The 24,793-nt window shown below is 73.5% G+C and carries 22 protein-coding genes and 1 tRNA gene; 7 read left to right on the top strand and 16 right to left on the bottom strand.

Translation table 11 applies throughout. The features are described 5' to 3' along the window. Positions 1-148: 148 nt before the first annotated feature. Complete coding sequence (locus ACFYZ3_RS35485; protein ID WP_361013976.1) at positions 149-1,129, bottom strand: NAD(P)H-quinone oxidoreductase; 981 nt, start codon at positions 1,127-1,129, stop codon at positions 149-151. A gap of 142 nt (positions 1,130-1,271) precedes the next feature. On the opposite strand from ACFYZ3_RS35485, the gene ACFYZ3_RS35480 reads away from it, so the two are divergent. Both ACFYZ3_RS35480 and ACFYZ3_RS35475 read left to right on the top strand, forming a co-directional pair. Then, positions 1,272-2,300 carry an ATP-binding cassette domain-containing protein gene (locus ACFYZ3_RS35480; RefSeq protein WP_388526652.1) on the top strand — a complete coding sequence of 343 codons (1,029 nt, stop codon included), beginning with the start codon at positions 1,272-1,274 and terminating at the stop codon, positions 2,298-2,300. Further along, the gene (locus ACFYZ3_RS35475) at positions 2,297-3,145 is read left to right on the top strand and encodes an ABC transporter permease (RefSeq protein ID WP_361013970.1); all 849 of its coding nucleotides are present in this window, start codon (positions 2,297-2,299) and stop codon (positions 3,143-3,145) included. The genes ACFYZ3_RS35480 and ACFYZ3_RS35475 overlap by 4 nt, the downstream gene beginning before the upstream one ends. Before the next feature lie 42 nt (positions 3,146-3,187). Here the strand turns inward: ACFYZ3_RS35475 and ACFYZ3_RS35470 are convergent, their stop codons facing one another. From ACFYZ3_RS35470 to pdhA, 6 genes are all read right to left on the bottom strand, one after another. Next, a complete protein-coding gene (locus ACFYZ3_RS35470) occupies positions 3,188-4,285 on the bottom strand; it encodes a potassium channel family protein (protein ID WP_388526648.1) in 1,098 nt (365 codons plus the stop codon). Beyond that, positions 4,282-5,718, bottom strand: a complete 1,437-nt coding sequence (locus ACFYZ3_RS35465; protein ID WP_388526645.1) for a molybdopterin molybdotransferase MoeA — start codon at positions 5,716-5,718, stop codon at positions 4,282-4,284. Before ACFYZ3_RS35465 ends, ACFYZ3_RS35470 begins: the two co-directional genes overlap by 4 nt. Further along, positions 5,718-6,701 carry an NTP transferase domain-containing protein gene (locus ACFYZ3_RS35460; protein ID WP_388526642.1) on the bottom strand — a complete coding sequence of 328 codons (984 nt, stop codon included), beginning with the start codon at positions 6,699-6,701 and terminating at the stop codon, positions 5,718-5,720. Before ACFYZ3_RS35460 ends, ACFYZ3_RS35465 begins: the two co-directional genes overlap by 1 nt. A 103-nt stretch (positions 6,702-6,804) precedes the next feature. Beyond that, positions 6,805-8,262 (bottom strand): dihydrolipoamide acetyltransferase family protein, encoded by a 1,458-nt coding sequence (locus tag ACFYZ3_RS35455; protein ID WP_388526639.1) that lies wholly within the window; start codon positions 8,260-8,262, stop codon positions 6,805-6,807. Then, positions 8,262-9,266, bottom strand: coding sequence for an alpha-ketoacid dehydrogenase subunit beta (locus ACFYZ3_RS35450; protein ID WP_361013959.1), 1,005 nt, complete (start codon positions 9,264-9,266; stop codon positions 8,262-8,264). Before ACFYZ3_RS35450 ends, ACFYZ3_RS35455 begins: the two co-directional genes overlap by 1 nt. Further along, positions 9,263-10,432 carry a pyruvate dehydrogenase (acetyl-transferring) E1 component subunit alpha gene (gene pdhA / locus ACFYZ3_RS35445; protein WP_388526635.1) on the bottom strand — a complete coding sequence of 390 codons (1,170 nt, stop codon included), beginning with the start codon at positions 10,430-10,432 and terminating at the stop codon, positions 9,263-9,265. Before pdhA ends, ACFYZ3_RS35450 begins: the two co-directional genes overlap by 4 nt. 190 nt (positions 10,433-10,622) lie before the next feature. On the opposite strand from pdhA, the gene ACFYZ3_RS35440 reads away from it, so the two are divergent. Further along, the gene (locus ACFYZ3_RS35440; RefSeq protein WP_356862044.1) at positions 10,623-11,126 is read left to right on the top strand and encodes an Lrp/AsnC family transcriptional regulator; all 504 of its coding nucleotides are present in this window, start codon (positions 10,623-10,625) and stop codon (positions 11,124-11,126) included. Between the two features lie 55 nt (positions 11,127-11,181). On the opposite strand, the gene ACFYZ3_RS35435 is transcribed toward ACFYZ3_RS35440, so the two are convergent. After that, the gene (locus ACFYZ3_RS35435; protein WP_388526632.1) at positions 11,182-11,814 is read right to left on the bottom strand and encodes a TetR/AcrR family transcriptional regulator; all 633 of its coding nucleotides are present in this window, start codon (positions 11,812-11,814) and stop codon (positions 11,182-11,184) included. Beyond that, positions 11,811-13,325, bottom strand: coding sequence for a 3-hydroxyacyl-CoA dehydrogenase (locus ACFYZ3_RS35430; protein ID WP_388526629.1), 1,515 nt, complete (start codon positions 13,323-13,325; stop codon positions 11,811-11,813). The genes ACFYZ3_RS35435 and ACFYZ3_RS35430 overlap by 4 nt, the downstream gene beginning before the upstream one ends. Positions 13,326-13,499: 174 nt before the next feature. On the opposite strand from ACFYZ3_RS35430, the gene paaN reads away from it, so the two are divergent. Further along, positions 13,500-15,191: a phenylacetic acid degradation protein PaaN gene (gene paaN / locus ACFYZ3_RS35425; RefSeq protein WP_388526626.1), complete on the top strand. Its 1,692-nt coding sequence runs from the start codon at positions 13,500-13,502 to the stop codon at positions 15,189-15,191. 10 nt (positions 15,192-15,201) lie between these two features. Here the strand turns inward: paaN and ACFYZ3_RS35420 are convergent, their stop codons facing one another. From ACFYZ3_RS35420 to ACFYZ3_RS35395, 6 genes are all read right to left on the bottom strand, one after another. Beyond that, a complete protein-coding gene (locus tag ACFYZ3_RS35420) occupies positions 15,202-15,975 on the bottom strand; it encodes a TrmH family RNA methyltransferase (RefSeq protein WP_388526623.1) in 774 nt (257 codons plus the stop codon). Beyond that, positions 15,972-17,294: an HTTM domain-containing protein gene (locus tag ACFYZ3_RS35415; protein ID WP_388526621.1), complete on the bottom strand. Its 1,323-nt coding sequence runs from the start codon at positions 17,292-17,294 to the stop codon at positions 15,972-15,974. The genes ACFYZ3_RS35420 and ACFYZ3_RS35415 overlap by 4 nt, the downstream gene beginning before the upstream one ends. Beyond that, positions 17,291-18,376 (bottom strand): DUF5819 family protein, encoded by a 1,086-nt coding sequence (locus tag ACFYZ3_RS35410; protein ID WP_388526618.1) that lies wholly within the window; start codon positions 18,374-18,376, stop codon positions 17,291-17,293. The genes ACFYZ3_RS35415 and ACFYZ3_RS35410 overlap by 4 nt, the downstream gene beginning before the upstream one ends. Before the next feature lie 176 nt (positions 18,377-18,552). After that, positions 18,553-18,882: a rhodanese-like domain-containing protein gene (locus tag ACFYZ3_RS35405; RefSeq protein WP_356862255.1), complete on the bottom strand. Its 330-nt coding sequence runs from the start codon at positions 18,880-18,882 to the stop codon at positions 18,553-18,555. A gap of 49 nt (positions 18,883-18,931) precedes the next feature. After that, the gene (locus tag ACFYZ3_RS35400) at positions 18,932-19,747 is read right to left on the bottom strand and encodes a hypothetical protein (RefSeq protein ID WP_388526615.1); all 816 of its coding nucleotides are present in this window, start codon (positions 19,745-19,747) and stop codon (positions 18,932-18,934) included. A 73-nt stretch (positions 19,748-19,820) separates the two neighbouring features. After that, positions 19,821-21,350 carry a DUF2252 domain-containing protein gene (locus ACFYZ3_RS35395; protein WP_388526612.1) on the bottom strand — a complete coding sequence of 510 codons (1,530 nt, stop codon included), beginning with the start codon at positions 21,348-21,350 and terminating at the stop codon, positions 19,821-19,823. Positions 21,351-21,762: 412 nt separating this feature from the next. On the opposite strand from ACFYZ3_RS35395, the gene ACFYZ3_RS35390 reads away from it, so the two are divergent. Continuing rightward, complete coding sequence (locus tag ACFYZ3_RS35390; RefSeq protein WP_388526609.1) at positions 21,763-22,653, top strand: carbohydrate-binding protein; 891 nt, start codon at positions 21,763-21,765, stop codon at positions 22,651-22,653. Between the two features lie 86 nt (positions 22,654-22,739). On the opposite strand, the gene ACFYZ3_RS35385 is transcribed toward ACFYZ3_RS35390, so the two are convergent. After that, positions 22,740-22,826 (bottom strand) — tRNA-Leu (locus tag ACFYZ3_RS35385). Between the two features lie 526 nt (positions 22,827-23,352). On the opposite strand from ACFYZ3_RS35385, the gene fhaA reads away from it, so the two are divergent. Together fhaA and fhaB are read left to right on the top strand one after the other, a co-directional pair. Further along, positions 23,353-24,222, top strand: coding sequence for an antibiotic biosynthesis regulator FhaA (fhaA, locus tag ACFYZ3_RS35380; protein WP_388526606.1), 870 nt, complete (start codon positions 23,353-23,355; stop codon positions 24,220-24,222). A gap of 10 nt (positions 24,223-24,232) precedes the next feature. Further along, positions 24,233-24,751, top strand: a complete 519-nt coding sequence (gene fhaB / locus ACFYZ3_RS35375) for an antibiotic biosynthesis regulator FhaB (RefSeq protein ID WP_003975090.1) — start codon at positions 24,233-24,235, stop codon at positions 24,749-24,751. Positions 24,752-24,793 lie beyond the last annotated feature (42 nt).

Below are 24,793 nucleotides of genomic sequence, written 5' to 3'. Positions count from 1 at the left end.
TACTCGGGTCTGGGGCCGGTGCGGCGAGTGGGGGTACCTCCCACGCCCTTGAGGCAGTGGGGGAGCGTGCATGGCGTCGCACGGCAGACGGGAATGGTCAGACAGGCCCCAGGGCCTGCCCCGGCACCGCGAACCGACCGTGCGTCGCCTACGAGGTGACCAGCAGCACCTTGCCGATGTGCCCGCTCTCCTCCACCACCCGGTGGCCGTCGGCGGCCTCGCTCATCGGCATCTCGCGGTCGACGACCGGGCGGACGTGGCCCCCGGCGAACAGCGGCCAGACGTGCTCCTTGACGGCCGCCACGATGGCCGCCTTCTCCTCCAGGGGACGGGCCCGCAGCGAGGTGGCGCTGACGGCGGCGCGCTTGGCGAGCAGCGTGCCGATGTTCAGCTCGCCCTTCCGGCCGCCCTGCATGCCGATGATCGCGAGCCGGCCGTTCACGGCGAGGGCCTGGACGTTGCGGTCCAGGTACTTCGCGCCCATGTTGTCCAGAATGACGTCGGCGCCCGCGCCGCCGGTGGCGTCCTTCACCTCGGCGACGAAGTCCTGCTCCCGGTAGTTGATCAGGATGTCCGCGCCCAGCTCCGCGCAGCGCTCCAGCTTCTCCTTGGTGCCGGCCGTCACCGCGACCTTCGCGCCGACGGCCTTGGCGAGCTGGATCGCCATGGTGCCGATGCCGCTGGAGCCGCCGTGCACGAGCAGCGTCTCGCCGGGACGCAGGTGGGCGACCATGAAGACGTTCGACCAGACGGTGCAGACCACCTCGGGCAGCGCCGCGGCCCCCTTCACGTCGACGCCCTGCGGCACCGGCAGCAGCTGGCCGGCCGGGACGACGACCTTCTCGGCATAGCCGCCGCCCGCGAGCAGCGCGCACACCTCGTCGCCGACGGCCCAGCCGGACACGCCGGGGCCGACCTCGGCCACGCGCCCGGAGCACTCCAGGCCGGGGTACGGGGAGGCGCCGGGCGGGGGGTCGTAGAAACCCTGGCGCTGCATGATGTCGGCGCGGTTGACGGCGCTGGCCGTCACCTCGACCAGGACCTCGCCCTCGCCGGGCTGCGGGTCGGGGACCTCGGCCCACACCAGCGCCTCGGGGCCTCCGGGTTCGGGAATCGTGATCGCATGCATGAGGGCGACGCTACTCCTGTGGCCCCCCGTCCTCCCCCGCCGGAAAATCCCCGTGCGTCGGCGATGAGTTTGCGCGACGGTAAAGGTCTTCCCATGCGTAGCCCAAGAACGCGTACACCAAGAACGCGGAAGGACCCACAGCATGAGCACGCACACGTCCGGACTCGCCATCGAGACCGCGGGACTGGTGAAGACGTTCGGCGAGACCCGGGCCGTGGACGGCGTGGACCTCGCCGTACCCGCCGGCACGGTCTACGGCGTCCTCGGCCCGAACGGCGCGGGAAAGACCACCACGGTGAAGATGCTCGCCACCCTGCTGCGGCCGGACGGCGGCCACGCCCGCGTCTTCGGTCACGACGTGGTGCACGAGGCGGACGAGGTACGCGGCCGGGTGAGCCTCACCGGGCAGTACGCGTCCGTGGACGAGGACCTCACCGGCACCGAGAACCTGGTCCTGCTGGGCCGGCTCCTCGGGCACGGCAAGGCGGCGGCGCGGGAGCGGGGCGACCAGCTGCTGGCGGCCTTCGGCCTGACGGACGCCGCGGCGAAGCAGGTCAAGCACTACTCCGGCGGCATGCGGCGGCGCATCGACATCGCCGCCTCCATCCTCAACACCCCCGACCTGCTCTTCCTCGACGAGCCCACCACCGGACTCGACCCGCGCAGCCGCAACCAGGTGTGGGACATCGTGCGGGCGGTCGTCGCCCAGGGCACGACCGTGCTGCTGACCACGCAGTACCTGGACGAGGCGGACCAGCTGGCGTCCCGGATCGCCGTCATCGACAAGGGACGGGTGATCGCCGAGGGCACCAAGGGCGAGCTGAAGGCGTCCGTCGGGGCGGGCTCCGTGCATCTGCGGCTGCGGGACGCGGAGGAGCGGCCCGAGGCCGAGCGGGTCCTGCGGAACCTGCTGGTGGCCGAGGTGCAGCCGGAGCCCGACCCGGTGGCGCTGACCGCACGCCTCGGGGTGGCGGCCAGTGACACCGCCGCCGACCAGGCCGCCAAGGCCCTCGGTGAGCTGGCCCGGGCCGGCATCACCGTCGACAGCTTCTCCCTGGGACAGCCCAGCCTCGACGAGGTCTTCCTGGCGCTGACCGGGCACGACACCGGCCAGGGCACCGACGGCGACTCCGGCACGGACACCGACACGAAGGGCGGGGTGGCGGCATGAGCACGGCCACGGGCACCGAGAACAAGGATCTCTCGCCGGTCAGCACCGAGTCGCTGGCGGCCCTGCTGGTGACCAGGGAGCGGCCGCCGCGGCCCAGCGCCCTGTCCACGTCGCTGACCTTCGGCTGGCGCGCGATCCTCAAGATCAAGCACGTACCGGAGCAGCTCTTCGACGTCACCGCCTTCCCGATCATGAACCTGCTGATGTTCACGTACCTCTTCGGCGGTGCGCTGGCGGGTTCGCCCAGTGACTACATCCAGTTCGTGCTGCCGGGCATCCTCGTGATGTCGGTCGTGATGATCACGATGTACACCGGGGTCTCGGTGAACATCGACATCGAGAAGGGCGTCTTCGACCGCATCCGCTCGCTGCCGATCTGGCGGCCCTCGGCGATGGTCGGCTATCTCCTCGGCGACGCGCTGCGCTACACGATCGCGTCCGTCGTGATGCTCTCCGTCGGGCTGCTGCTCGGCTACCGGCCGGACGGCGGGTTCGTCGGCGTGGTCGCCGGGATCGCCCTGCTGCTGCTCTTCTCGTTCGCCTTCTCGTGGATCTGGACGATGTTCGGGCTGATGCTGCGCACCGAGAAGTCGGTGATGAGCGTCAGCATGATGGTGATCTTCCCGCTCACCTTCCTGTCCAACGTCTTCGTCGACCCGAAGACCATGCCGGGCTGGCTGCAGGCCTTCGTCAACAACAGCCCGATCACCCACCTGGCGTCCGCGGTGCGCGGCCTGATGGCGGGCGACTGGCCCGGCGCCGAGATCGCCTGGACGCTGGGCTGGGCAGCCCTGTTCCTGCTGGTCTTCGGCCCGGTCACGATGCGGCTCTACAACCGCAAGTAGCGCGTGCCGGGGAGCGGGCCCCGCGACCGGGCCGTGCGGAGCTCAGTCGCGGGGGAGCGGGCGGGCGTCGGGCGCCACATGGGTGGCCGGCGTCGCCCGTACGATCGTGATCAGGCGGTCCGTCAGCTCCAGCCCGCCGACGGCCGGGTCGTCGTAGCCCAGGACCCGGTGCCCGCGCAGCACGCTCACCACCAGGTCGTCCACCTCCCGCAGATGCTTGCCCACCTCGGCCTTTATGACGGGCCGTTCGATGAGGTCGAGTCCGCTGCCCTGGCTGATCAGGTCCTCCATGACCATGCCGGCGGCGGGGCTGAGCACGGAGAGCCCGAGCAGCCGCCCCGCGGCACTGGCGCTGGTGATCACGGCGTCGGCGCCGGACTGCTTCAGCAACGGCGCGTTCTCCTCCTCGCGGACCGCGACCACGATCTTCGCGCCGCGGTTGAGCTGCCGGGCCGTCAGCGTGACCAGCACGGCCGTGTCGTCGCGCTGCGTGGCGATGATGATCTGCTTCGCCCGGTACGCCTCGGCCCGGTTGAGTACGTCGCTGCGGGTCGCGTCACCCACCACCCCCGCGTAGCCGTGGGCCGTCGCGGCCTCGATGGCCTTGCCGCTCGGGTCGACCACGACCACCTGGTCCTTGCGCAGCCCGGTCGCGCAGACGGTCTGGATCGCCGACCGCCCCTTGGTTCCGAAGCCGACGACGACGGTGTGATCCCGCAAGGCGGACCTCCAGCGGTTCAGGCGCCACTCCTCCCGAGTGCGCTCGGTGAGGGCTTCCAGCGTGGTGCCGACCAGGATGATCAGGAAGAGCACGCGCAGGGGCGTGATGACGAAGATGTTGGTCAGCCGGGCGGCGTCGCTGACGGGCGTGATGTCACCGTAGCCGGTGGTGGAGAGGGTGACGGTGGCGTAGTAGAAGGAGTCGAGGAGGTCGACGGAACCGTCGGAGTTGTCGGTGTAGCCGTCGTGGTCCGCGTAGACGATGACGGCCGTCACCAGGAGGACCAGCAGGGCGATGGACAGCCGTTTGGCGACCTGACGGAACGGGTGCTCCACCAGTTTCCTGGGGAGCTTCACCTTGTGGGTCACGAAGTGCTCGTCCGCCTGACGCGCGATGGCGTCCTGGCCCGGAAGTTTCACGTGAAACACACCCCGATTCCGCCGGTGGCCCAGGGCAGGTCGAGCAGCTCGGCCTCCTGTCCCGACCGCGCACCGCCCGGGGGTACCACGGCCAGGGCGTCGGCGGCCGCGATGCCGCGCAGCATCGCCGGGCCGTTGTAGTGCAGCGGCACGGCGCCCTCGCCGCGCAGCACGACGGGCACGAGCCGGGTGTCGTACGGGTGCCCGTGCACCGCGTCCCGCAGCGGCAGCGTGTACGGCGCGGGCGCCGGGCGGGCGGCGAGCGTGCGCAGCAGCGGCTCGGCGAGGGTGAGCAGTCCGGAGACGGCGGCGAGGGGATTGCCGGGCAGCCCGACGAGGTGCTGGTCGTCCTTGAGACGGGCCAGCAGCATGGGGTGGCCTGGGCGGGCCTTGACGCCGTCCACGAGGAGTTCGGCGCCGATGCGGCGCAGGGTCGGGTGGACGTGGTCGACCGGGCCCGCGGCGGTGCCGCCGGTCGTGACGATCAGGTCGGCCTCGGAGGTCGTGACGGCGCGGTGCAGGGCCTTGGCGTCGTCGCCGATCCGGCGGACGGCGCGGACCTCGGCGCCAAGGGCGCGCAGCCATGGCGGCAGCATGGGGCCGAGCGCGTCACGGATGAGGCCGTCGTGCGGGAGACCCTGGGTGAGCAGCTCGTCGCCGAGGACGAGGATGTCGACGCGGGGGCGCGGGACCGCGGTGAGCGTGTCGTATCCGGCGGCCGCCGCCAGCCCCAGGACCGCCGGGGTCGCGAGGGTGCCGACGGGCAGCAGCTGGTCCCCGCTGCGGCACTCCTGACCGCGGGGGCGGATGTCCTGGCCGTGGACGACCTCGCGGGTGGGGTGCAGGCGTCCGCGGTCGTCGGAGCGGCCGTGCTCGGTACGCAGTACGGCGGTGGTGTCCGGAGGGATCCGTGCTCCGGTGGCGATGCGGACGGCCTCGCCGTCGGTGAGGGGCGCGGGCGCCGCGTGTCCGGCCAGGACCCCCTCGTCGCGCACCGCCCAAGGGCCCGGTCCGGCGACCGCCCAGCCGTCCATCGCGGAGGTGTCGAAGGAGGGCAGGTCGGTGAGGGCGGCCAGGGGTGCGGCCAGGGTGAGGCCGAGGGCCGCGTCGAGGGGCACGGCGACGGGGGTGCGGCGGGCGGCACGGGCGGCGGTGCGGGCGGCACGCTCGGCGGTCGCCCGGGCCTCGGGCCAGGGGGTGGCGTGATGGTGGGCGTCCGCCGGGTGGTGCGGGGTGGACGCGCCTTGACCGCCGTGGCCGTCGTGGCCGTCACGTCCTCCGTGGCCGTCGCGCCTGCCGTGACTGCTGTGGCTGCCGTGACTGCTGTGGCTGCCGTGGCTGCTGTGGCCCGAGTTCTCCCTCACGAGGGCGAGCGCCTCCTCGACGTCGAGGTCCTCGGCGTCCGCGTCGGACCGTGTGCCGGGGGAGGTCATCAGGCGTCCGGGCGGGTGTCGGTGGTGGCGTCGGGCGCCACGTCGGGCTTGCCCCGCTCGGGAGCGGGCCCGGTGTCGGCGGCCTCCTCCGCCCAGCGCTGGGCGAGAGCCGCGGCCCTGCGGGCGGTCTCGGCGACGGCCTCGGGCCCTCCTCCGGCCCGCCCGGCCGCGTAGCCGACGAGGAAGGTGGTCAGCGGGGCGGCCGGCCGGGCCACCCCGTGGGCGGCGTCGCGCGCGAGATCGAGCAGGATCCCGGTGTCGACGTCCAGGTCGATGCCCAACTCGTCCTTGGCTGCGGAAATCCATTCATCCAACACGTGACCATGCTCCCTGATGCGTGCCCTTGCGGTGGCGAGGTCGTCCCAGGTGTCGCAGTCGAAGGAGGCGACGGCGTCCGGGACGCGAGTGAGGCGCAGAGCGCCGGTCAGGCGGCGCAGCGGCAGCCCGGTCAGTTGTGCCCCGGCTGCCCGTCCGCCCCGGCCGGCGCGGTCCCGTGCGAGGGCGGCCAGTTCCCGGCGCAGCGCCGATGCGCGGTAGGCGGCGACGAGAGGCTGGTCGCGGCCGTCGGCGTCGGTGAGCAGCACCCCGTCGGCGTCGCCCGCGGCGAGGGCGGACAGCAGCCGCCCCACGGTCGGTCCGGCCAGGAACGGCAGGTCGGCGGAGACCACGAGGACGTGCTCCGCCGTGGTGTGCCGCAGTCCGGCGGCGAGGGCGGCGAGCGGTCCGCCGCCGGGCGGGTCCTCGCGCGCCCAGGTCACGGGGCGCGCGGTGGGCCGGACGTCGGCGACGACGACGGTGGTCCGGGCCCCGGCGCAGGCGGTGAGCACCCGGTCGAGGAGCGCGCGTCCGCCCACCCGCAGCCCCGGCTTGTCCGCGCCCCCGAGCCGCCGGGCGGCCCCGCCGGCGAGCACGACGGCGTCGTACCCGGCGGGGCCGGGATCGGTGCCGGCGCCTGGATCGCCGGGGGGCTCGTACGCGGTCACCCCCCGAGTATGGGGCCCTGCGCGATCACAGGGAACGCAAGGGAGCCCGCCTGATCGGAGTGTGCGCGGACACACCGTCATCTTGTGGGCGTCATCACCCCGGTCACAGGGTCCGCAGCAGCACCGCCGGCTGTTCCACGCAGTCCGCCACGTACCGCAGGAAACCGCCCGCCGTACCGCCGTCGCACACCCGGTGGTCGAAGGTGAGCGAGAGCTGCACGACCTGACGGACCGCCAGCTCACCCTCGTGCACCCAGGGTTTGGGGACGATGCGGCCGACGCCGAGCATGGCCGCCTCGGGGTGGTTGATGATCGGCGTGGAGCCGTCGACGCCGAACACGCCGTAGTTGTTCAGCGTGAAGGTGCCGCCGGTCAGCTCACCCGGCGTCAGCCGGCCCGCGCGGGCCGCCTCGGTCAGCCGGGCGAACTCCGCGGTGAGCGCTTCGGCGTCCCGCGTGTGCGCGTCCCGGACGACGGGCACGACCAGTCCCCGGTCCGTCTGGGCGGCGAAGCCGAGGTGGACCCGGTCGAGCCGGACGATTTCCCGGGCCTCGGCGTCGACCGTCGAGTTCAGCTCCGGGAACCGGGCCAGGGCGGCCGTGCAGATCCGGGCCAGCAGGGCGACCAGGGAGATCTTCGGACCGCCGGACGCGTTCATCGCGGTGCGCGCCCGCATCAGCTCGGTCGCGTCGGCGTCCACCCAGCAGGTCGCGTCCGGGATCTCACGCCGGCTGCGGGAGAGCTTGTCCGCGACGGCTCCGCGTACGCCCTTGAGGGGGACGCGGGTGCCCTCGGCTCGCGAGGCGGAGGATGCGGCGGACACAGCGGAGGGCGCGGCATCCGGCACCCGGTTCGTCCCGGCCTCCGGGTCCGCCGTACGACCGCCCTGTGCGGCGGCGGCACGCAGCGCGTACTCGACGTCCGCGCGCAGGATCAGCCCGTCCGGTCCAGAACCGGTCAGCTCACGCAGGTCCAGGTCGTGCTGCCGGGCCAGCCTGCGCACCAGCGGGGAGATGACCGGGACGGGTCCGTCCACCGGCTCGGCGGTACGCACCGGTCCGTCCACCGCGTCGGCGCCGCGGACCCGGCCGTTCGCCCGCCCGGACGCGCCGGTGGCCGCCTGCTGCCCGGGCCGCACCCTGCGCCGCCGCGCGGGCGCCTCGGAGGTGCCGTAGCCGACCAGGACGTTGCCGGAGCCCTCCGCCTTCGTCTGCGCGGCGGGCCTCTCGGCGTCCGGTGTCGCGGCGGCACCGGCGTCCGTCTCGGAGTCCCGCGCCGGGCCGGTGGCGGCCGCTGTGCCCTCGCCCACCGCGACGCTCACCAGCGGCGCCCCCACGGGCAGCTCGGTGCCCTCCTCGCCGAAGCGGGCGGTGACCACGCCGCCGTAGGGGCAGGGCACCTCGACCATCGCCTTGGCCGTCTCGACCTCGACGACCGGCTGGTCCACGGCGACCACGTCGCCGACCTCGACCAGCCAGCGCACGATCTCCGCCTCGGTGAGCCCCTCGCCGAGGTCGGGCAGCTTGAACTCCAGAACGTGCCCGTCAGAAGCTTGTGCCATCAGCTCTCGGCCTCCCACTGCAGGCGCCCCACGGCGTCCAGGATCCGGTCCACACCGGGCAGGTGGTGACGCTCCAGCATCGGCGGAGGATACGGGATGTCGAACCCGGCCACACGCAGCACCGGCGCCTCCAGGTGGTGGAAGCAGCGCTCCGTGACCCGGGCCGCGATCTCCCCGCCCGGGCCCCCGAAGGAACCCGACTCGTGGACGACGACCGCGCGTCCCGTCCGCCGCACCGAAGCGCACACCGTCTCGTCGTCGAACGGCACCAGGGAGCGCAGATCGACGACTTCGAGGTCCCACCCCTCGGCCCGGGCCGCCTCGGCCGCCTCCATGCAGACGGTCAGCGACGGCCCGTACGTGATGAGCGTGGCACTCCGGCCGGAGCGCCGCACCACCGCGCGGCCCACCGGTTCAACGGACGCCGGCTCCTCCGGGTTCCACGAGTCCTTCGACCAGTACAGCCGCTTCGGTTCGAGGAAGACCACCGGATCGTCGGAGGCGATGGACGCCCGCAGCAGCCCGTAGGCGTCGGCGACCGTCGCGGGCGTGACGACATGGAGCCCCGGAGTCGCCATGTAGTACGCCTCGGACGAGTCGCTGTGGTGCTCGACACCGCCGATGCCGCCGCCGTAGGGGATGCGGATGGTCAGCGGCAGGGGCATCTTCCCCCGCGTGCGGTTGCGCATCTTGGTGACATGGCTGACGACCTGCTCGAACGCCGGGTAGGCGAAGGCGTCGAACTGCATCTCGACGACCGGGCGCAGCCCGTACATCGCCATGCCGACGGCCGTGCCGAGGATGCCGGCCTCGGCGAGCGGGGTGTCCGTGCAGCGGTCCTCGCCGAACTCCGCGGCGAGCCCGTCGGTGACCCGGAAGACGCCGCCGAGGGTGCCGACGTCCTCACCGAGGACGTGCACGCCCGGGTCGGCGGCCATGGCGTCGCGCAGTGCGCGCGTGAGGGCCTGCGCCATGGTGGCCGGCTTGACGGCGACGGTGGTCATCGGTGCCCGCCTTCCTGCGTGCCGGACGCGGAACCCGCCTCGGACTCGGCCTCCGCCGCCAGCTCCGCGCGCAGCTGCGCCCGCTGCTCGCGCAGTTGCGGTGTGGACTCGGCGTAGACGTGCGCGAACAGGTCCAGGGGGTCCAGCTCGGGGTCCTGGTTCATGCGGGCGCGCAGGTCGGCGGCCATGGTCTCGGCGTCCTCGCGGGCGGCGCGGATGCCGTCTTCGTCCAGCAGGCCGCGCTCGGTCAGCTCCCGCTCCAGCAGCTCGACCGGGTCGTGCCGGCGCCAGGTCTCCACCTCGGCGTCGCCCCGGTAGCGCGTGGCGTCGTCGGCGTTGGTGTGCGCCTCGACGCGGTACGTCACCGCCTCCACCAGGGTGGGGCCGCCGCCCGCGCGGGCGTGCCGCACGGCCTCGGACAGGACCTCGTGCACCGCGGCGGCGTCGTTGCCGTCGACCAGGCGGCCGGGCATCCCGTAGCCGACGGCCTTGTGGGCCAGCGACGGGGCGGCGGTCTGCTTGTCGAGCGGGACGGAGATCGCGAAGCCGTTGTTCTGCACGAGGAAGACGACCGGGGCCCGCCAGACGGCGGCGAAGTTCAGCGCCTCGTGGAAGTCGCCCTCGCTGGTGCCGCCGTCGCCGACCATGGCCAGCGCGACCACGTCGTCGCCCTTGAGGCGGGCGGCGTGGGCGAGACCCACGGCGTGCGGCAGCTGGGTGGCCAGCGGCGTGGACAGCGGGGCGACCCGGTGCTCGTAGGGGTCGTAGCCGGTGTGCCAGTCGCCGCGCAGCAGGGTGAGGGCCTCGACGGGGTCGACGCCGCGCGAGACGACCGCGAGGGTGTCGCGGTAGCTGGGGAAGAGCCAGTCCCGCTCCTGAAGGGCCAGCGCGGCGGCGATCTCGCACGCCTCCTGACCGGTGCTGGAGGGGTAGACGGCCAGCCGGCCCTGCTTGGTCAGCGCCGTGGCCTGCGCGTTGTAGCGCCGGCCGCGCACCAGCCGCGCGTACAGCGTGCGCAGCAGCTCGGTGTCGGCGCGGTCCGCGGCCTTGGTGCCGAGGACGCGGTAGGGCTCCGTGTCGGGCAGCAGCGGCGCGGGGTCGGTTCGGGGCTGCCAGGCGGGCGGCGGTGTGGGCCGGTACGCGCCCCGCTGCTCCATGACCGTCATGACGGCACCTCCTCGTGGGAGACGGCTCCGGGCTCGCCACGGGTGTGACGGGCCTCACCTACCGATTGTTCGGTCGTCGGCACATTTTGGCTACATGCGGCCCCAGGCTGTGGACAAACGGTTCTCCACAGCCTGTGATGGACGCAGTACGTCCATGAGGGGAAGGCGGGGGCGCGTGGCATCTGAACAAATGGCCGATCGCCCCGGGGAGGGCGGCGGCCCGGACGAGCCCGGCGCCCCGCCGCCCCCGCGCCCGCTGGACGCCATAGACCAGGACATCCTGCGCATGCTCCAGGCGGACGGCCGGGCCTCGATACGGTCGGTCGCGGAGCGGGTGCACGTCTCGCGCGCGAACGCCTACGCCCGCATCAACCGGCTCGTCGAGGACGGTGTCATCCGCGGCTTCGGCGCCCGCGTCGACCACGAGCGCGCCGGGCACGGCACCTCCGCCTACATCACCCTGAAGATCGTCCAGAACTCCTGGCGGACGGTCCGCGCCCAGCTGCGGCAGCTGCCCGGCGCCTCGCACATCGCCCTGGTGGGCGGCGACTTCGACGTCCTGCTGCTGGTGCACACCCCGGACAACCGGGCCCTGCGCGAGCTGGTGCTCAGCCGCCTCCAGGCCATCCCCGAGGTACTCAGCACCCGCACCCTGCTGGTCTTCGAGACCGAGGACCTCGAACCGCAGGGCTGACCGGCTTGACCCGGGCCCGGTGCCGCCCGGGCGGGCCCCGCCCGTCCCAGGCCGCTCAGGACACCTTGCGCAGCCCGCCGAACACCAGCCGCGCCACCGCGTCGACCACCTCGCGCTCGCCCGCGCCGCTCACGCCACTGGCGCCGCCACTCGCGCCGCCCCGGCCGTCAGGACCGTCGGGCCGGTACCACTCGACGATCGAGTTGATCATGCCGAAGACGAGGCGGGTGGCGAGCCGCACCTCCACGTCCGCGCGCACGTCCCCCTCGGCCGCGGCGTCCTTCAGCAGGCCGGCGACCCGGTGGTCGAACTCGCGGCGCCGCTCCAGCGCCCACCTCTCGGTGCCGGTGTTGCCGCGCACCCGCAGCAGCAGCGTCACGTAGGGCAGTTCGGCCATGAGCACCTCGACCATGCGCCGCACGACGTACTCGAGACGCTCGGCGGCGGTCCCCACGCGCGCGTGCTCCTCGTCGAGGATCCCGAACAGCTCGTCCAGGGCCCGGCTCACGGCCCGGCGCAGCAGCTCCTCCTTGCCGCTGACGTGGTGGTATATCGACGACTTGGAGATCCCCGCCGCCTTGGACAGATGCTCCATGGAGGTGCCGTCGTAGCCGCGTTCGATGAAGACCTGCACGGCGACCGACAGCAGCGTCTCGGGCGTGTACGTGTCGCGCTTGGCGGTGGTCATGAGGGGGTGCCCTTCCGGTCCTCGGCGGCCTCGGCGTGGCGGTGGAGTGCCAGGGACGGCGCGCAACGCCCGGACGGTTCCCACTCGTGCACGTTGGCCAGCAGGTAGCAGGCCCAGGTGTCACCGAGCCGACGGCTCCATTCGAAGGGGCCGAGTGGGTAGTTCACACCCAGGCGCATCGCCGTGTCGACGTCCTCGGGGGCGGCCACGCCCTTGGCCACGGCGTCGAACGCCAGGTCGATGATCCGGGCGACGGTCCGGGCCACGATCATCCCGGGGACGTCGCCGACGACGCTGACCTTCTTGCCGAGCGCCTGGAACAGACCGGTGGCCTCGGACAGGAGGCTCGGGCGGACGCCGTCGGACGCGGACAGGGCGATCCGGGCGGCCGCGCGGTAGTCGAGCGCGAGGTCGAAGTGGACGAGGTCCTTCGACACGGGCATCTCACCGTCGGTGAGGCACAGCGTGCCGCCGCCGGGCAGGACGAGCCTCCCCGCGCCGTACCCGTCCTCCGGGCGCACCTCGATGCCCGCCTCGCGAATCAGCGCGACCAGCTCGGCCGCCGGGCCCAGGTCCCCCTCGACGACGACGTACGCGGGCGCATCGGCCGGTTCGGCGGTGTGCGGCCGGGGGCGCTCGGCACCGTCCCGGTAGTCGTACCAGCCCTGCCCGCTCTTGCGGCCGAGCCTGCCGGACTCGACCAGGCGGCGCTGGACCAGCGACGGGGTGAAGCGGACGTCCTGGAAGAACGCCTGCCACACGGAGTGCGTGACGGACTCGTTGACGTCCTGCCCGATGAGGTCGGTCAGTTCGAAGGCGCCCATCCTGAAGCCGCCGGACTCGCGCAGCACGGCGTCGATGGTGGCCGGGTCCGCGCCCTGGTTCTCGAAGACCGCGAGGGCCTCGGCGTAGAAGGGCCGGGCGATGCGGTTGACGACGAAACCGGGGGTGTCGGCGCAGGCGACCGGGGTCTTCCCCCAGGCGCGGGCCGTCTCGTAGGCGCGCGTGGCCGACACCGGGTCGGTGGCGAACCCGGAGACCACCTCCACCAGCGGCAGCAGCGGCGCGGGGTTGAAGAAGTGCAGGCCGACGAAGCGACCGGGCACGCGCAGCGCACCCCCGACGGCGGTGACGGACAGGGAGGAGGTGTTGGTGGCGAGCAGGCAGTCGTCGCCGACGACCTCCTCCAGCGCGCGGAACAGCTCCTGCTTGACGTCAAGACGCTCCACGACCGCCTCGACGACGAGGGCGGAGTCTGCCAGCTCGCCGAGGGTGCCCGCGGGCACGAGCCGGGCGCGGGCGGCGTCCCGTTCGGCGCCGGTGAGGCGGTCCTTCTCGACGAGCCGGTCGAGCCGGGCGCCGATCGCGTCGGCCGCTTCCCGGGCCCGGCCCGGGGCGGCGTCGTACAGCCGCACGGGATGGCCCGCGACCAGCGCCACCTGGGCGATGCCCTGGCCCATGGTGCCGGTGCCGACGACGGCCACGGGGCTGCTGAGGTCGAGTGCTGTCATGTGCGCGATCCTCCCGCACGGGGTTTTCCACAGATGCGGCGGTCCCCCTTGTCCCGACCGATCGTTCGGTTACTCTAGCCGTGTCCGCCTGTTTCTGCCCAGGTTTCCCCCCAGGTCCACGGACTCGACGACGAGTCGACGGCGAGTTCGTGAGAGACGAGGAGTTGGTCCCGCATGGCCGCCGAACTCACCGCACACCAGCTGATCGCCCGGCACCGGCCGACCCTGGACCTGGCGCTGGAGACGATCCGCACGCGCGCGTACTGGTCCCCCCACCCCGAGCACCCCAAGGCCTACGGGGAGAACGGCAGCCTGGACACGGCCGCGGGCAAGGCCGCCTTCGACGCCCTGCACGGCACCCGCATCGACCTCGGCCAGCCCGGCACCGACGGGTGGGTGGGCGGCGAGACCTCCCCGTACGGGGTCGAGCTGGGCGTGGAGTATCCGCACGCGGACCTCGACGTGCTGCTGCCCGCCATGCGGGCGGGACAGAAGGCATGGCGGGACGCGGGCGCGGAGCTGCGCGCGATGGTCTGCCTGGAGATCCTCGGGCGGATCGCCGCCCGGACGATGGAGTTCGCCCAGGCCGTCATGCACACCTCGGGACAGGCCTTCATGATGGCCTTCCAGGCGGGCGGCCCGCACGCCCAGGACCGCGGCATGGAGGCCGTGGCCTACGCGTACGTGGAGCAGTCCCGCACGCCCGGGACGGCGGAGTGGACCAAGCCGCAGGGCAAGCGCGACCCGCTCGCGCTCACCAAGCACTTCACGCCCGTCCCGCGCGGCATCGGCCTGGTCATCGGCTGCAACACCTTCCCGACGTGGAACGGCTACCCGGGCCTGTTCGCCTCCCTCGCCACCGGCAACGCGGTCCTGGTCAAGCCCCACCCCCGCGCGGTGCTGCCGCTCGCGCTCACCGTCCAGGTCGCCCGTGACGTCCTCACCGAGGCCGGCTTCGACCCGAACCTGGTGGCGCTGGCCGCCGAGCGCCCCGGCGAGGGCATCGCCAAGACCCTCGCCACCCGCCCGGAGATCCGGATCATCGACTACACCGGCTCCACCGCCTTCGGCGACTGGCTGGAGGCCAACGCCCGCCAGGCGCAGGTGTACACGGAGAAGGCCGGCGTCAACACGGTGATCGTGGAGTCGACCGACGACTACCAGGGCATGCTCGCCAACCTGGCCTTCTCGCTCTCCCTCTACAGCGGCCAGATGTGCACCACCCCGCAGAACCTGCTCATCCCCCGCGACGGCATCCGCACCGACCAGGGCGCCAAGTCCTACGACGAGGTCACCGCCGACCTGGCCCGCGCCGTCGACGGCCTCCTCGGCGACGACGCCCGCGCGAACGCCCTGCTCGGCGCGATCGTCAACCCGGACGTCAAGGCCCGCCTGGAGGCCGCCGCCGGTCTCGGCGAGGTCGCCCTCGCCTCCCGCGAGGTGACCAACGCGGAGTTCCCTGACGCGGTCGTGCGCACCCCGGTGATCGTCAAGCTGGACGGCGCCAAGCCCGAGGACGAGGCCGCCTACACCAGCGAGTGCTTCGGTCCGGTCTCCTTCGCCGTCGCCGTCGACTCCGCCGACCACGCCGTCGAGCTGCTGCGCCGCAGCGTCCGGGAGAAGGGCGCGATGACGGTGGGGGCGTACACGACCGACCCCGAGGTCGAGGAGGCCGTTCAGGAGGTCTGCCTGGACGAGGCGGCCCAGCTCTCCCTGAACCTCACCGGCGGGGTGTACGTCAACCAGACGGCCGCCTTCTCCGACTTCCACGGCTCCGGCGGCAACCCGGCGGCCAACGCGGCCCTGTGCGACGGCGCGTTCGTCGCCAACCGCTTCCGGGTGGTGGAGGTCCGCCGCCCGGCCTGAGACAGGGCCTCTACGGCACCCGCGGTGCGCCCCCGCCGGCGCTCCAGTGGTACAGCGTCATGGCCACACTGGTGGCGAGGTTGTAGCTGGAGACCTGGGGGCGCATCGGCAGCGCCACCAGCCGGTCGGCCCGCGCGCGCAGCTCGGGCGTGAGCCCGCTGCGCTCGGAGCCGAACGCGAGCAGCGCGTCGTCCGGCAGCTCCAGTCCCCGGATGTCCTCGCCCTCCGGGTCCAGTGCGAACAGCGGCCCCGGCGGCAGCCCGGCGACCTCCAGCCGCTCCACCACGGTCGCGAAGTGCAGCCCCGCCCCGCCGCGCACCACCGTGGGGTGCCAGGGGTCGAGCGTGCCGGTGGTGACCACGCCGGTCGCGCCGAAACCGGCGGCCAGCCGGATCACCGCCCCCGCGTTGCCGAGGTTGCGCGGCTGGTCGAGGACCACGACGGGGGCGCGGCGGGGCGTACCGGCCAGCGCCTCCAGGCCCGCCGCCCGGGAGGGCCGTACGGCCAGGGCGGCCACCGCCGTGGGGTGCGGCCGCGCCACGAGCGACGCGTAGGTCGCGTGCGACACCTCGGTCAGCAGCCCCGCCAGCGCCTCGCGCACGTCCGGCGCCAGCTCGTCGGCGAGGGCCAGGGCCCCCGCGCGGTCGCTCGTGACCGCCACCGGCACCTCGGCGCCGAAGCGCAGCGCGTGCTTGAGGGCGTGGAAGCCGTCCAGCAGCACGCACCGGCCGGCGTTCCGGTGCCAGGCGGCCGGCGGGCCGGAGTCGGGTGCGGGGTCGGTCATGCCCGGAAGCCTACGTGCGTGTGGTCGGGGTCCTTCCCGTCCACCGCGCCCGCTCCGGCCGCCGCCCCCTCGTCCTCCCGGGCCCGGGGCCCGGGCACCGTCGCCGTACGCGCGTCCCCATCCCCATCCCCGTGCCCGTGCCCGTGCCCGCCCGGCGCCTTGGCCAGGACCCCCGAGGGCCCGCGACCGGACAGCCGGCCACGCGCGCGTGCCGCCCAGCCGCCCAGCCGGCGCAGGAACGAGGTGGGCAGGAAGACCGCGTCTGCGGCGATCATCGCCAGCGAGAAGAACGGCAGTCCGAGCGTCACGGCGATCACCGCGTGCTCGATCATCATCGCGGCGAGGAGCACGTTCTTGACCCGCCGGTTGAACAGCGTGAACGGGAAGGCGACCTGGACCGCGACCGTGCCGTACGTGATGAGCATGACCATCGTGCCGTTGGCGGCCAGCGCGTCGGAGAGCGCGGGCCACGGCGAGAAGTAGTCCAGGTGCAGCGGGTAGTAGACGGCCGTCCCGTCCTGCCAGCGGGAACCCTGGATCTTGTACCAGCCGGCCGTCGCGTAGATCAGACAGGCCTCGGCCATGATCACGACCAGCGCGCCGTTGTGCACGATGTTGGTGACCACGTCCAGCAGGATCCGCGGCTGACTGCCCTCCGCGCCCCGCCCCACGACCCACCACAGGCCCAGCGCGACCCACACCGCCCACAGCAGTGCCGGGACGAACCAGTCGCCGTCGAGACCGCCCGCCAGCGTCACCGTGAGCAGCAGGAACCCCAGGACGCACCACAGCACCGGCCCGACCCGGTCCCCGACCCGCTCACCACGCGCGCGTGCCGCCGCCGCGCGCCCGGCCCGGCGGGCGTCCAGCGACCACACCCGGCCGCACCGGGTGAGGACCAGGTAGATGCTCATCAGGTGCACGACGTTGTCACCGCCGTCCCCCATGAAGACGCTGCGGTTCTGCAGCGAGAGCACGCCGACCATGAAGAGCACGGACATGGTCCGGGTGCGCCAGCCCAGCAGGAGCAGCACGCTGCTCAGCACGGCCACCGCGTAGACGATCTCGAACCAGACCCGCCCGTCCGACCACATCAACACCGTGAAGGCGCCGTTGTCCGAGATCAACTGCTCGGCGAGGTCGTGCCCCCAGGGCCCGTCCGGGCCGTACAGCTCGCCCCGGTGGGGCAGTTCGCGCAGCAGGAAGAGCAGCCAGGTGACGCTGAAACCGATGCGGATCACGGCGGTCTGGTACGGGCCGAGCGCGGCACCCGTGACGCGGGCGATGCCGCGGGAGACGGAGAGGACGGCGGCGTTCACGCGGCGCCCCCTTCCTGCTCGGAGTGCCCGGACCGCCCGGACTGCCCTGCCCTCGTGTCCCGGGTCTCGGCGGCCACCGACCACCAGGGCAGCTCGCGGACGGTCGGACGGTCGGAGACCTTCTCACCGCTCCACGGGGGCGGCTCCACGTTGGTCGTCCGGGAACGGTACTGGACGCGCTCGACGACATCCCCGGGCCCGGCGGCGCCGTCACGGTCCAGGCGCAGGAGCGCGATGCGCCGCAGATACGTCTCGGAGAGGGTGCCCCGCAGGCCCACCGGGCGGTCCTCGGAGTCGTGGCTGGCGACGAAGAAGTCCCAGGCCCGGCGCAGTTCGTTCTGCTGGGTGTGGCTCGGCAGCGGATTGCCGTCGATGGCCCGGCCGTCCTGGGCCGACAGGTCGTACCAGCGGGTCGTCCGTATCTCGCCGTCCGCCGTGCTGACCTCGGCGCGGAGCTGGACGGAGACGTTCTGCTGGAGGGGGTTGGGAGCGAAGAGCTTCCAGTTCTGCTCGAACTCGGGGAAGACCCACTCGTCCACCACGGAACCGTGCTGCTTGGTCAGGGTGTTGGACGGGGCCACGTGCAGGAACACCAGGCCTATGTGGGCACAGACGGCGACCGCGACCACCGCGAGGGCGACCACGGCACCGACCTGGTAGCGCGGGGAGAGCGCGGCGACCCCGGTACTGGGCCCGGCGGACCGACCCGGCCCAGCGGGCTCAGCGGGCTCGGGAGCCCGGGAGGCCCAGGCGGGCCCAGCGGGCTCGGGAGCCCGGGAGGCCCAGGCGGGCCCAGCGGGCTCGGGAGCCCGGGAGGCCCCGGCGGGCTCGGGTGCCCCCGAGGGCTCGGGGATCCCGTCGGGCTCGGGCGCCCCGGAGGGCTCAGCGGACTCGGATGCCCCCGAGGGCTCGGGTGCCCCGGAGGACTCGCGAATCCCGTCGGGCTCGGGGTTCCCGACGGATGCGAGGGCCCCGGAGGTCCCGGCCGGCTCGCCGGTCCCCTCCGGGCCCGCTTCGCCGTCCTGCCCGTCCTGCCCGCCCTGCCCCTGCCGGGCGTCCGAGCCCTTGTCGTACGCGTCCATTCCGCCCCGTTCGGTCCCGATCCGTCCATCCGCCCGCCCCGCCGGGGGCGTTCACGCGCCACCCTCGCGGCTGCTCGGCGGCGTTCGCACGCGAACGGTACTCAGGACCGGCCACCCGCACAGCCCCCGGTGGGCCGACCGCATCGTGGCCGTCGCCACATCCGGCGGGCGACAGCCTAGAGAACGTGCCCCGGACCGCCCTTGTCGTCCACCACGGGACGCCCGGCGGCGGCCCACTCCTGCATGCCTCCGTCGACGTTCACCGCGTCGACGCCCTGCTGGACCAGGTACATGGTGACCTGCGCCGAACGGCCCCCGACGCGGCAGAGCACGTGCACCCGGCCGTCCTGCGGCGCGGCCTCGGCCAGCTCGCCGTAGCGGGCCACGAACTCGCTGAGGGGAATGTGCAGCGCCCCGGCGGCATGACCCGCCTGCCACTCGTCGTCCTCGCGGACGTCCAGCAGGAAGTCGCCGTCCTTGAGATCTTCGATCCCGACCGTGGGCACACCAGCTCCGAAACTCATGCCCCAGACGCTACCGGAGCCGCCACCCGGCTCAGTCCCCCGCGAGCGCCGCCGCGAGCTCGGCCTCCCGCTCTCGCACCTGGGTCGCCAGCTGCTCGGCGATCTCGTCGAGGAGCCGGTCGGGGTCGTCCGGGGCCAGCCTGAGCATGGCGCCGATCGCGCTCTCCTCCAGCTCCTTGGCGAGCAGCGTGAGCAGCTCCTTGCGCCGGTCGAGCCATTCGAGGCGGACGTACAGCTCCTCGCCACGGCTCGGGCGCCGCTCGGGCACCGGCCCGGCGGCCCACTCCTCGGCCAGCTCGCGCAGCTCCGCCTCGTCACCGCGGGCGTAGGCGGCGTTGACGCGGGCCATGAACTCCTCGCGCCGGACCCGCTCGGTCTCCTCCTGGGCCAGGTCGGGGTGGGCCTTGCGGGCCAGCTCGCGGTAGAGCTTGCGGGCCTCCTCGCCGGGCCGGACCCGCTGCGGAGGCCGTACCGCCTGGTCCGTGAGCATCGCGGTGGCCTCCGGGAACAGCCCGTCCCCGTCCATCCAGCCGTTCAGCAGCTCCTCGACCCCGGGGATCGGCATCAGCCGGGCCCGCGCCTCGTCGGCCCGGCGCCGGTCGTCGGCGTCGCCCGTGCGGGCCGCCCTCGCCTCCAGGATCTGCGCCTCCAGCTCCTCGAGCCGGGCGTACACCGGGCCGAGCCGCTGCTCGTGCAGCCGCGAGAAGTTCTCGACCTCCACGCGGAAGGTCTCCAGGGCGATCTCGTACTCGATGAGTGCCTGCTCGGCGGCCCGTACGGCCTGTTCCAGCCGTTCCTCGGGACGCGGCGCACCCCCCTGCTCGGGCTCAGCTTCGGGCGTCGTCACCCGACCAGCCTAGGGCCTGCGGACCCGGGGAGGCGCCCGCGCGGCCCCCGCCCCCTCAGACCCCCGGCTCCGCTCACACCCCCAGCTCCGCCGCGATCCGCCCCGTGCGCACCGCGCCCACCAGCTCCGCGTGGTCCGCCTCGGTGCGGTCGGCGTAGGCGACGGCGAAGGCGGCCACCGCCTCGTCCAGTTCCTCGTTCTTGCCGCAGTAGCCCGCGACGGTCCGCGGGTCGGCGCTGTGCGCGTGGGCCCGGGCCAGCAGGGCGCCGGTCATGCGGCCGTAGTCGTCCAGCTGGTCGGCGGCCAGGGCCGCGGGGTCGACGCTGCCCTTGCGGTTGCGGAACTGCCGTACCTGGAAGGGCCGTCCCTCGACCGAGGTCCAGCCCAGCAGGATGTCGCTGACCACCTGCATCCGCTTCTGCCCCATGACGACCCGGCGGCCCTCGTGCGCGACCTCGGGCGCCTCGAACCCGGCGGCCGCCAGATGGGGCAGCAGCGCGGAGGACCGGGCCTCCTTGACCTGGAGTACGAGCGGTTCGCCCCGGTGGTCCAGGAGCAGCACGACGTACGACCGCGTGCCCACGCTGCCGGTGCCGACGACCCGGAAGGCCACGTCGTGCACGGCGTACCGGGCCAGCAGCGGCAGCCGGTCCTCGGAGAGGGTGGCCAGGTACGACTCCAGGGCGCCCGCGACCGCCGCGGCCTCCGCGTCCGTCACCCGGCGCAGCACCGGCGCCGCGTCCACGAAGCGCCGCCCGCCGTCCTCGGTCGGCTCGGTCGACTTCGCTGCGAAGCGCCCGCTGGTGTTGGCCCGCGCCTTCTCGGACACCCGCTCCAGCGTGCCGAGCAGGTCGTGGGCGTCGGTGTGGGAGACCAGCTCCTCGTCCGCGATGGCGTTCCAGGCGTCCAGCGCGGGGAGCCTCGCCAGCAGCCGCATGGTGCGCCGGTAGGCGCCCGCCGCGTCGTGGGCGGCCTCGCGGCAGGTGTCCTCGTCGGCGCCGGCCTCCCGGCCGGCGAGCACGAGGGAGGCGGCGAGCCGCTTGAGGTCCCACTCCCAGGGGCCGTGGACCGTCTCGTCGAAGTCGTTCAGGTCGATGACCAGGCCGCCGCGGGCGTCGCCGTAGAGACCGAAGTTGGCGGCGTGCGCGTCACCGCAGATCTGGGCGCCGATCCCGGTCACGGGCGTGCGTGCCAGGTCGTACGCCATCAGGCCCGCCGACCCGCGCAGGAACGCGAACGGCGTGGCCGCCATCCGCCCGGCGCGGATCGGGGCGAGCCCCGGTATCCGGCCGCGGCTGGACTCCTCGACCGCACTCACCGCGTCCGGCCGGGCGGCGTCCAGGTCGAGCGCGGCGTGCGCGGACCGCGGCACGCGCGTGCGCAGCGCCTTGCCCTCGGCCTTCGGCGAACCGGCCACGGGCCACCGCGCGAACCCCGGGACGTGCGGCACCCGATCGCCCCGCGCCGCACCGGCCGGCCGTTCGGCGTCCCCGTCCCGGTCCCCGCCCGCACGCGCCGCCGGCACCACCCTGGTCGCCGCCTCCCTGGTCGCCGCCTCCCCGGTCGCCGCCTCCGTGCCCGTCCCCGCCGTCGCCCCGGTCATACCGGCCGCCCTCCCCGTCCTCGTCGTGCTCGTCCTCGTCGTGCTCGTCCGCACCCGTGCGTCACGCGTACGTGCCGTACCGCGCCGTACCGCGCCGCGCCGTACCGCGCCGTACCGCGCCCGGCGGTCCGCCGCGGGCTCCGGCGCGCCACGACCGTACCGCCGGCCGCACCGCCCGTACACGGGCCCCCGTGCGCGCCCTCATAACGCCGGGCAGGGGGCGAAACAGGAGGTGCCCCCGGCCCCTGCGCCGCGCCTACGGTGGCCAGCGATCACCACGGAGCGCGCCCGTCGTAGCAACAGCAGCCTGCCCCGCGCCGGCGGGCGCGCTCCCTGTCCCCGACGTCCCGGATGTCGCACGTCCCGTTCAGCTTCCCCAGGGACCACTCACCGAGGAGACCGAGGAACCGCCATGACCTCCGACACCCCCACCACCCCTGACGAGCCCGGGCCCAGGCCCGGCCCCGGCCCGGGCTCCGGCGCCGACCGCGGGATCAGCCGCAAGACGCTGCTCAGGGCGGCCGTCGCCGCCGGTGCCACCGTTCCGCTGCTCGCCACCGGCGGTATCGCGCTGGCCCGGGACGCCGCCCGCTCCTCCGGCGGCCAGAGGCTGACGCCGACCCCGTACTGCGACGACGGCGACGACCTGACGCCCGACCAGATGGAGGGCCCGTACTTCAAGCCGAACTCCCCGCTGCGGACCGACCTGGTCACCCCCGGCACCCCGGGCACCCCGCTGACCGTCAGCGGCTACGTCTTCGGCCGGAACTGCGTGCCGCTGTCCGGCGTGCTCCTCGACTTCTGGCAGGCCGACGACAACGGCGACTACGACATGGCCGGGTACACCTTCCGCGGCCACCAGTTCAGCGACGCCACCGGCGCCTTCGCCCTGAAGACGATCGTCCCCGGCCTCTATCCCGGCCGCACCCGGCACATCCACGTCAAGGTGCAGGCCCCCGGCGAGCCCGTGCTCACCACCCAGCTCTACTTCCCCGGGGAGCCCCGCAACAGCACGGACATGATCTTCGACCCGGCCCTGCTGATGAACGTCCGCGGCGCCGGCGGCGGCAAGGAGGGCACCTTCGACTTCGTCCTGAACGTCGACGGCGACACCGGCCCCACGGATCCGCCCACCGACCCGCCCACCGACCCGCCGGGCGGCACCTGGGCGAGCGGCCACGCCTACACCGCCGGTGACCGGGTGACGTACGGCGGCCGCTCCTACCGGTGCCTCCAGGCGCACACCTCGATGACGGGCTGGGAGCCGCCCAACGTGCCGGCTCTGTGGCAGTCGGAGTCCTGAGACCTTCCTCACAGCGCACGCATCGCGGGTCACCGCGCCCGGACATGCGAAAGCCCCCCAGGTCCGAGACCTGGGGGGCTTCCGGCTGGTGCGCGAGGGGGGAGTTGAACCCCCACGCCCTTGCGGGCACTGGAACCTGAATCCAGCGCGTCTGCCTATTCCGCCACCCGCGCATTGGGTGTGTCTTCCGGGCTTTTCCTTGCGGTCCGGCGCCTTCCGACACGAGAACATTAGCACGCTGGAAGGGGTCGATTCACATCCCTTTCCCCCGGCGGAGCGGGGCGCCCGACCTCCTTCGGGCACTCGTCCCGGTCCGTGGCCGTTCACGTATCAACCTCGTACCGGTCCGGCCCGTCTCCCCAGGAGCCGGTGGGGTACCGCACTCAGGTGCGGGACACTGGTCTGCGGCCGCCTCTACGATCCTGGGCATGAGTTACCTGCGGGAGCACATCCCGCAAGCCCGCGGGAGTTCGAAGGGGAGCTCCGGCGGGAACTCCGTCAGGCGTCGACACCCGTCGACCGGGCCGACAGGGGGAACCAGCCGATCGACCGGCGCGTGGATACGATCAGTAAGCAGTACCAGGTGGGCAGTGCACGGACGCACGGCACTGCGCGAGGCAGCACGACGCAACGCAGCACGACGCAAGGCAGCAGTACGCAAGGCAGTCGACAGGACGGCAGCGACGGAGGAGGTGCCCCATGGGAGTCCTGAAGAAGTTCGAGCAGCGTCTCGAAGGTCTGGTCAACGGCACCTTCGCGAAGGTGTTCAAGTCCGAGGTGCAGCCCGTGGAGATCGCGGGAGCGCTCCAGCGCGAATGCGACAACAACGCGACCATCTGGAACCGCGACCGCACCGTCGTGCCCAACGACTTCATCGTGGAACTGAGCACGCCCGACTTCGAGCGCCTCAGCCCCTACTCCGGGCAGCTCGGCGACGAGCTGGCCGGCATGGTCCGCGACTACGCCAAGCAGCAGCGCTACACCTTCATGGGACCGATCAAGGTCCACCTGGAGAAGGCGGACGACCTCGACACCGGCCTGTACCGGGTGCGCAGCCGTACGCTCGCCTCCTCCACCAGCCACCAGGGCGGTCCGGGCCCCGCCGCACCCCCGGCACCGCCCGCGCGGCCCGCCGGACCGGGCGGCGGGTACGGCTACCCGCCGGCCGCCGCCCCCGCGGGCGCCCCGCCCATGCCGTCCGCGCCGCCACCCGGCCGCCCCGGCGGCTACGGCTACCCGCAGCCCGCCGGCGGCCAGCAGCCGGCGGCCGCACCCGCACCCGGCGGACGCACCCGCCACTGGATCGAGATCAACGGCACCCGCCATCAGATCTCCCGCGCGACGCTCGTGCTCGGACGCAGCACCGAGGCCGACGTGCGGATCGACGACCCCGGCGTCTCCCGCCGGCACTGCGAGATCCGGACCGGAACGCCCTCGACGATCCAGGATCTCGGGTCCACCAACGGCATCGTGGTGGACGGGCAGCACACCACCCGCGCTACGCTCCGCGACGGCTCGCGGATCGTCGTGGGCAGCACCACCGTTATCTACAGGCAAGCCGAAGGGTGATCCGGGGGCAATGTCAGAGCTGACCCTCACGGTCATGCGGCTGGGTTTTCTCGCCGTACTGTGGCTGTTCGTGATCGTGGCCGTGCAGGTCATCCGCAGCGACCTCTTCGGTACGCGGGTCACCCAGCGCGGCGCGCGGCGCGACGCCGCCCGACCGCAGCAGACCGCCACGCGCCAGGGCCAGGCGCCTCCACCGCAGCGCCAGCAGTCCGGCGGGGGCCGCGGCCGCCGGGGCGCGCCCACCAAGCTGGTCGTGACGGAGGGCACGCTCACCGGCACCACCGTCGCCCTCCAGGGCCAGACCATCACGCTCGGCCGGGCACACGACTCGACGATCGTGCTGGACGACGACTACGCCTCCAGCCGCCATGCCAGGATCTACCCGGACCAGAACGGCCAGTGGATCGTCGAGGACCTGGGCTCCACCAACGGCACCTACCTGGACCGGGCCCGGCTGACGACCCCCACCCCGATTGGCCCCGGGGCGCCGATCCGCATCGGCAAGACCGTCATCGAGCTGCGGAAGTAGTGCTACACCAATGAATGAGCGCGAGCGGAGCGAGCACGCAGC

This window comes from Streptomyces sp. NPDC001599 (assembly GCF_042893535.1).
GTDB lineage: Bacteria > Actinomycetota > Actinomycetes > Streptomycetales > Streptomycetaceae > Streptomyces.
This window is presented reverse-complemented; position numbering and strand designations above follow the sequence as displayed.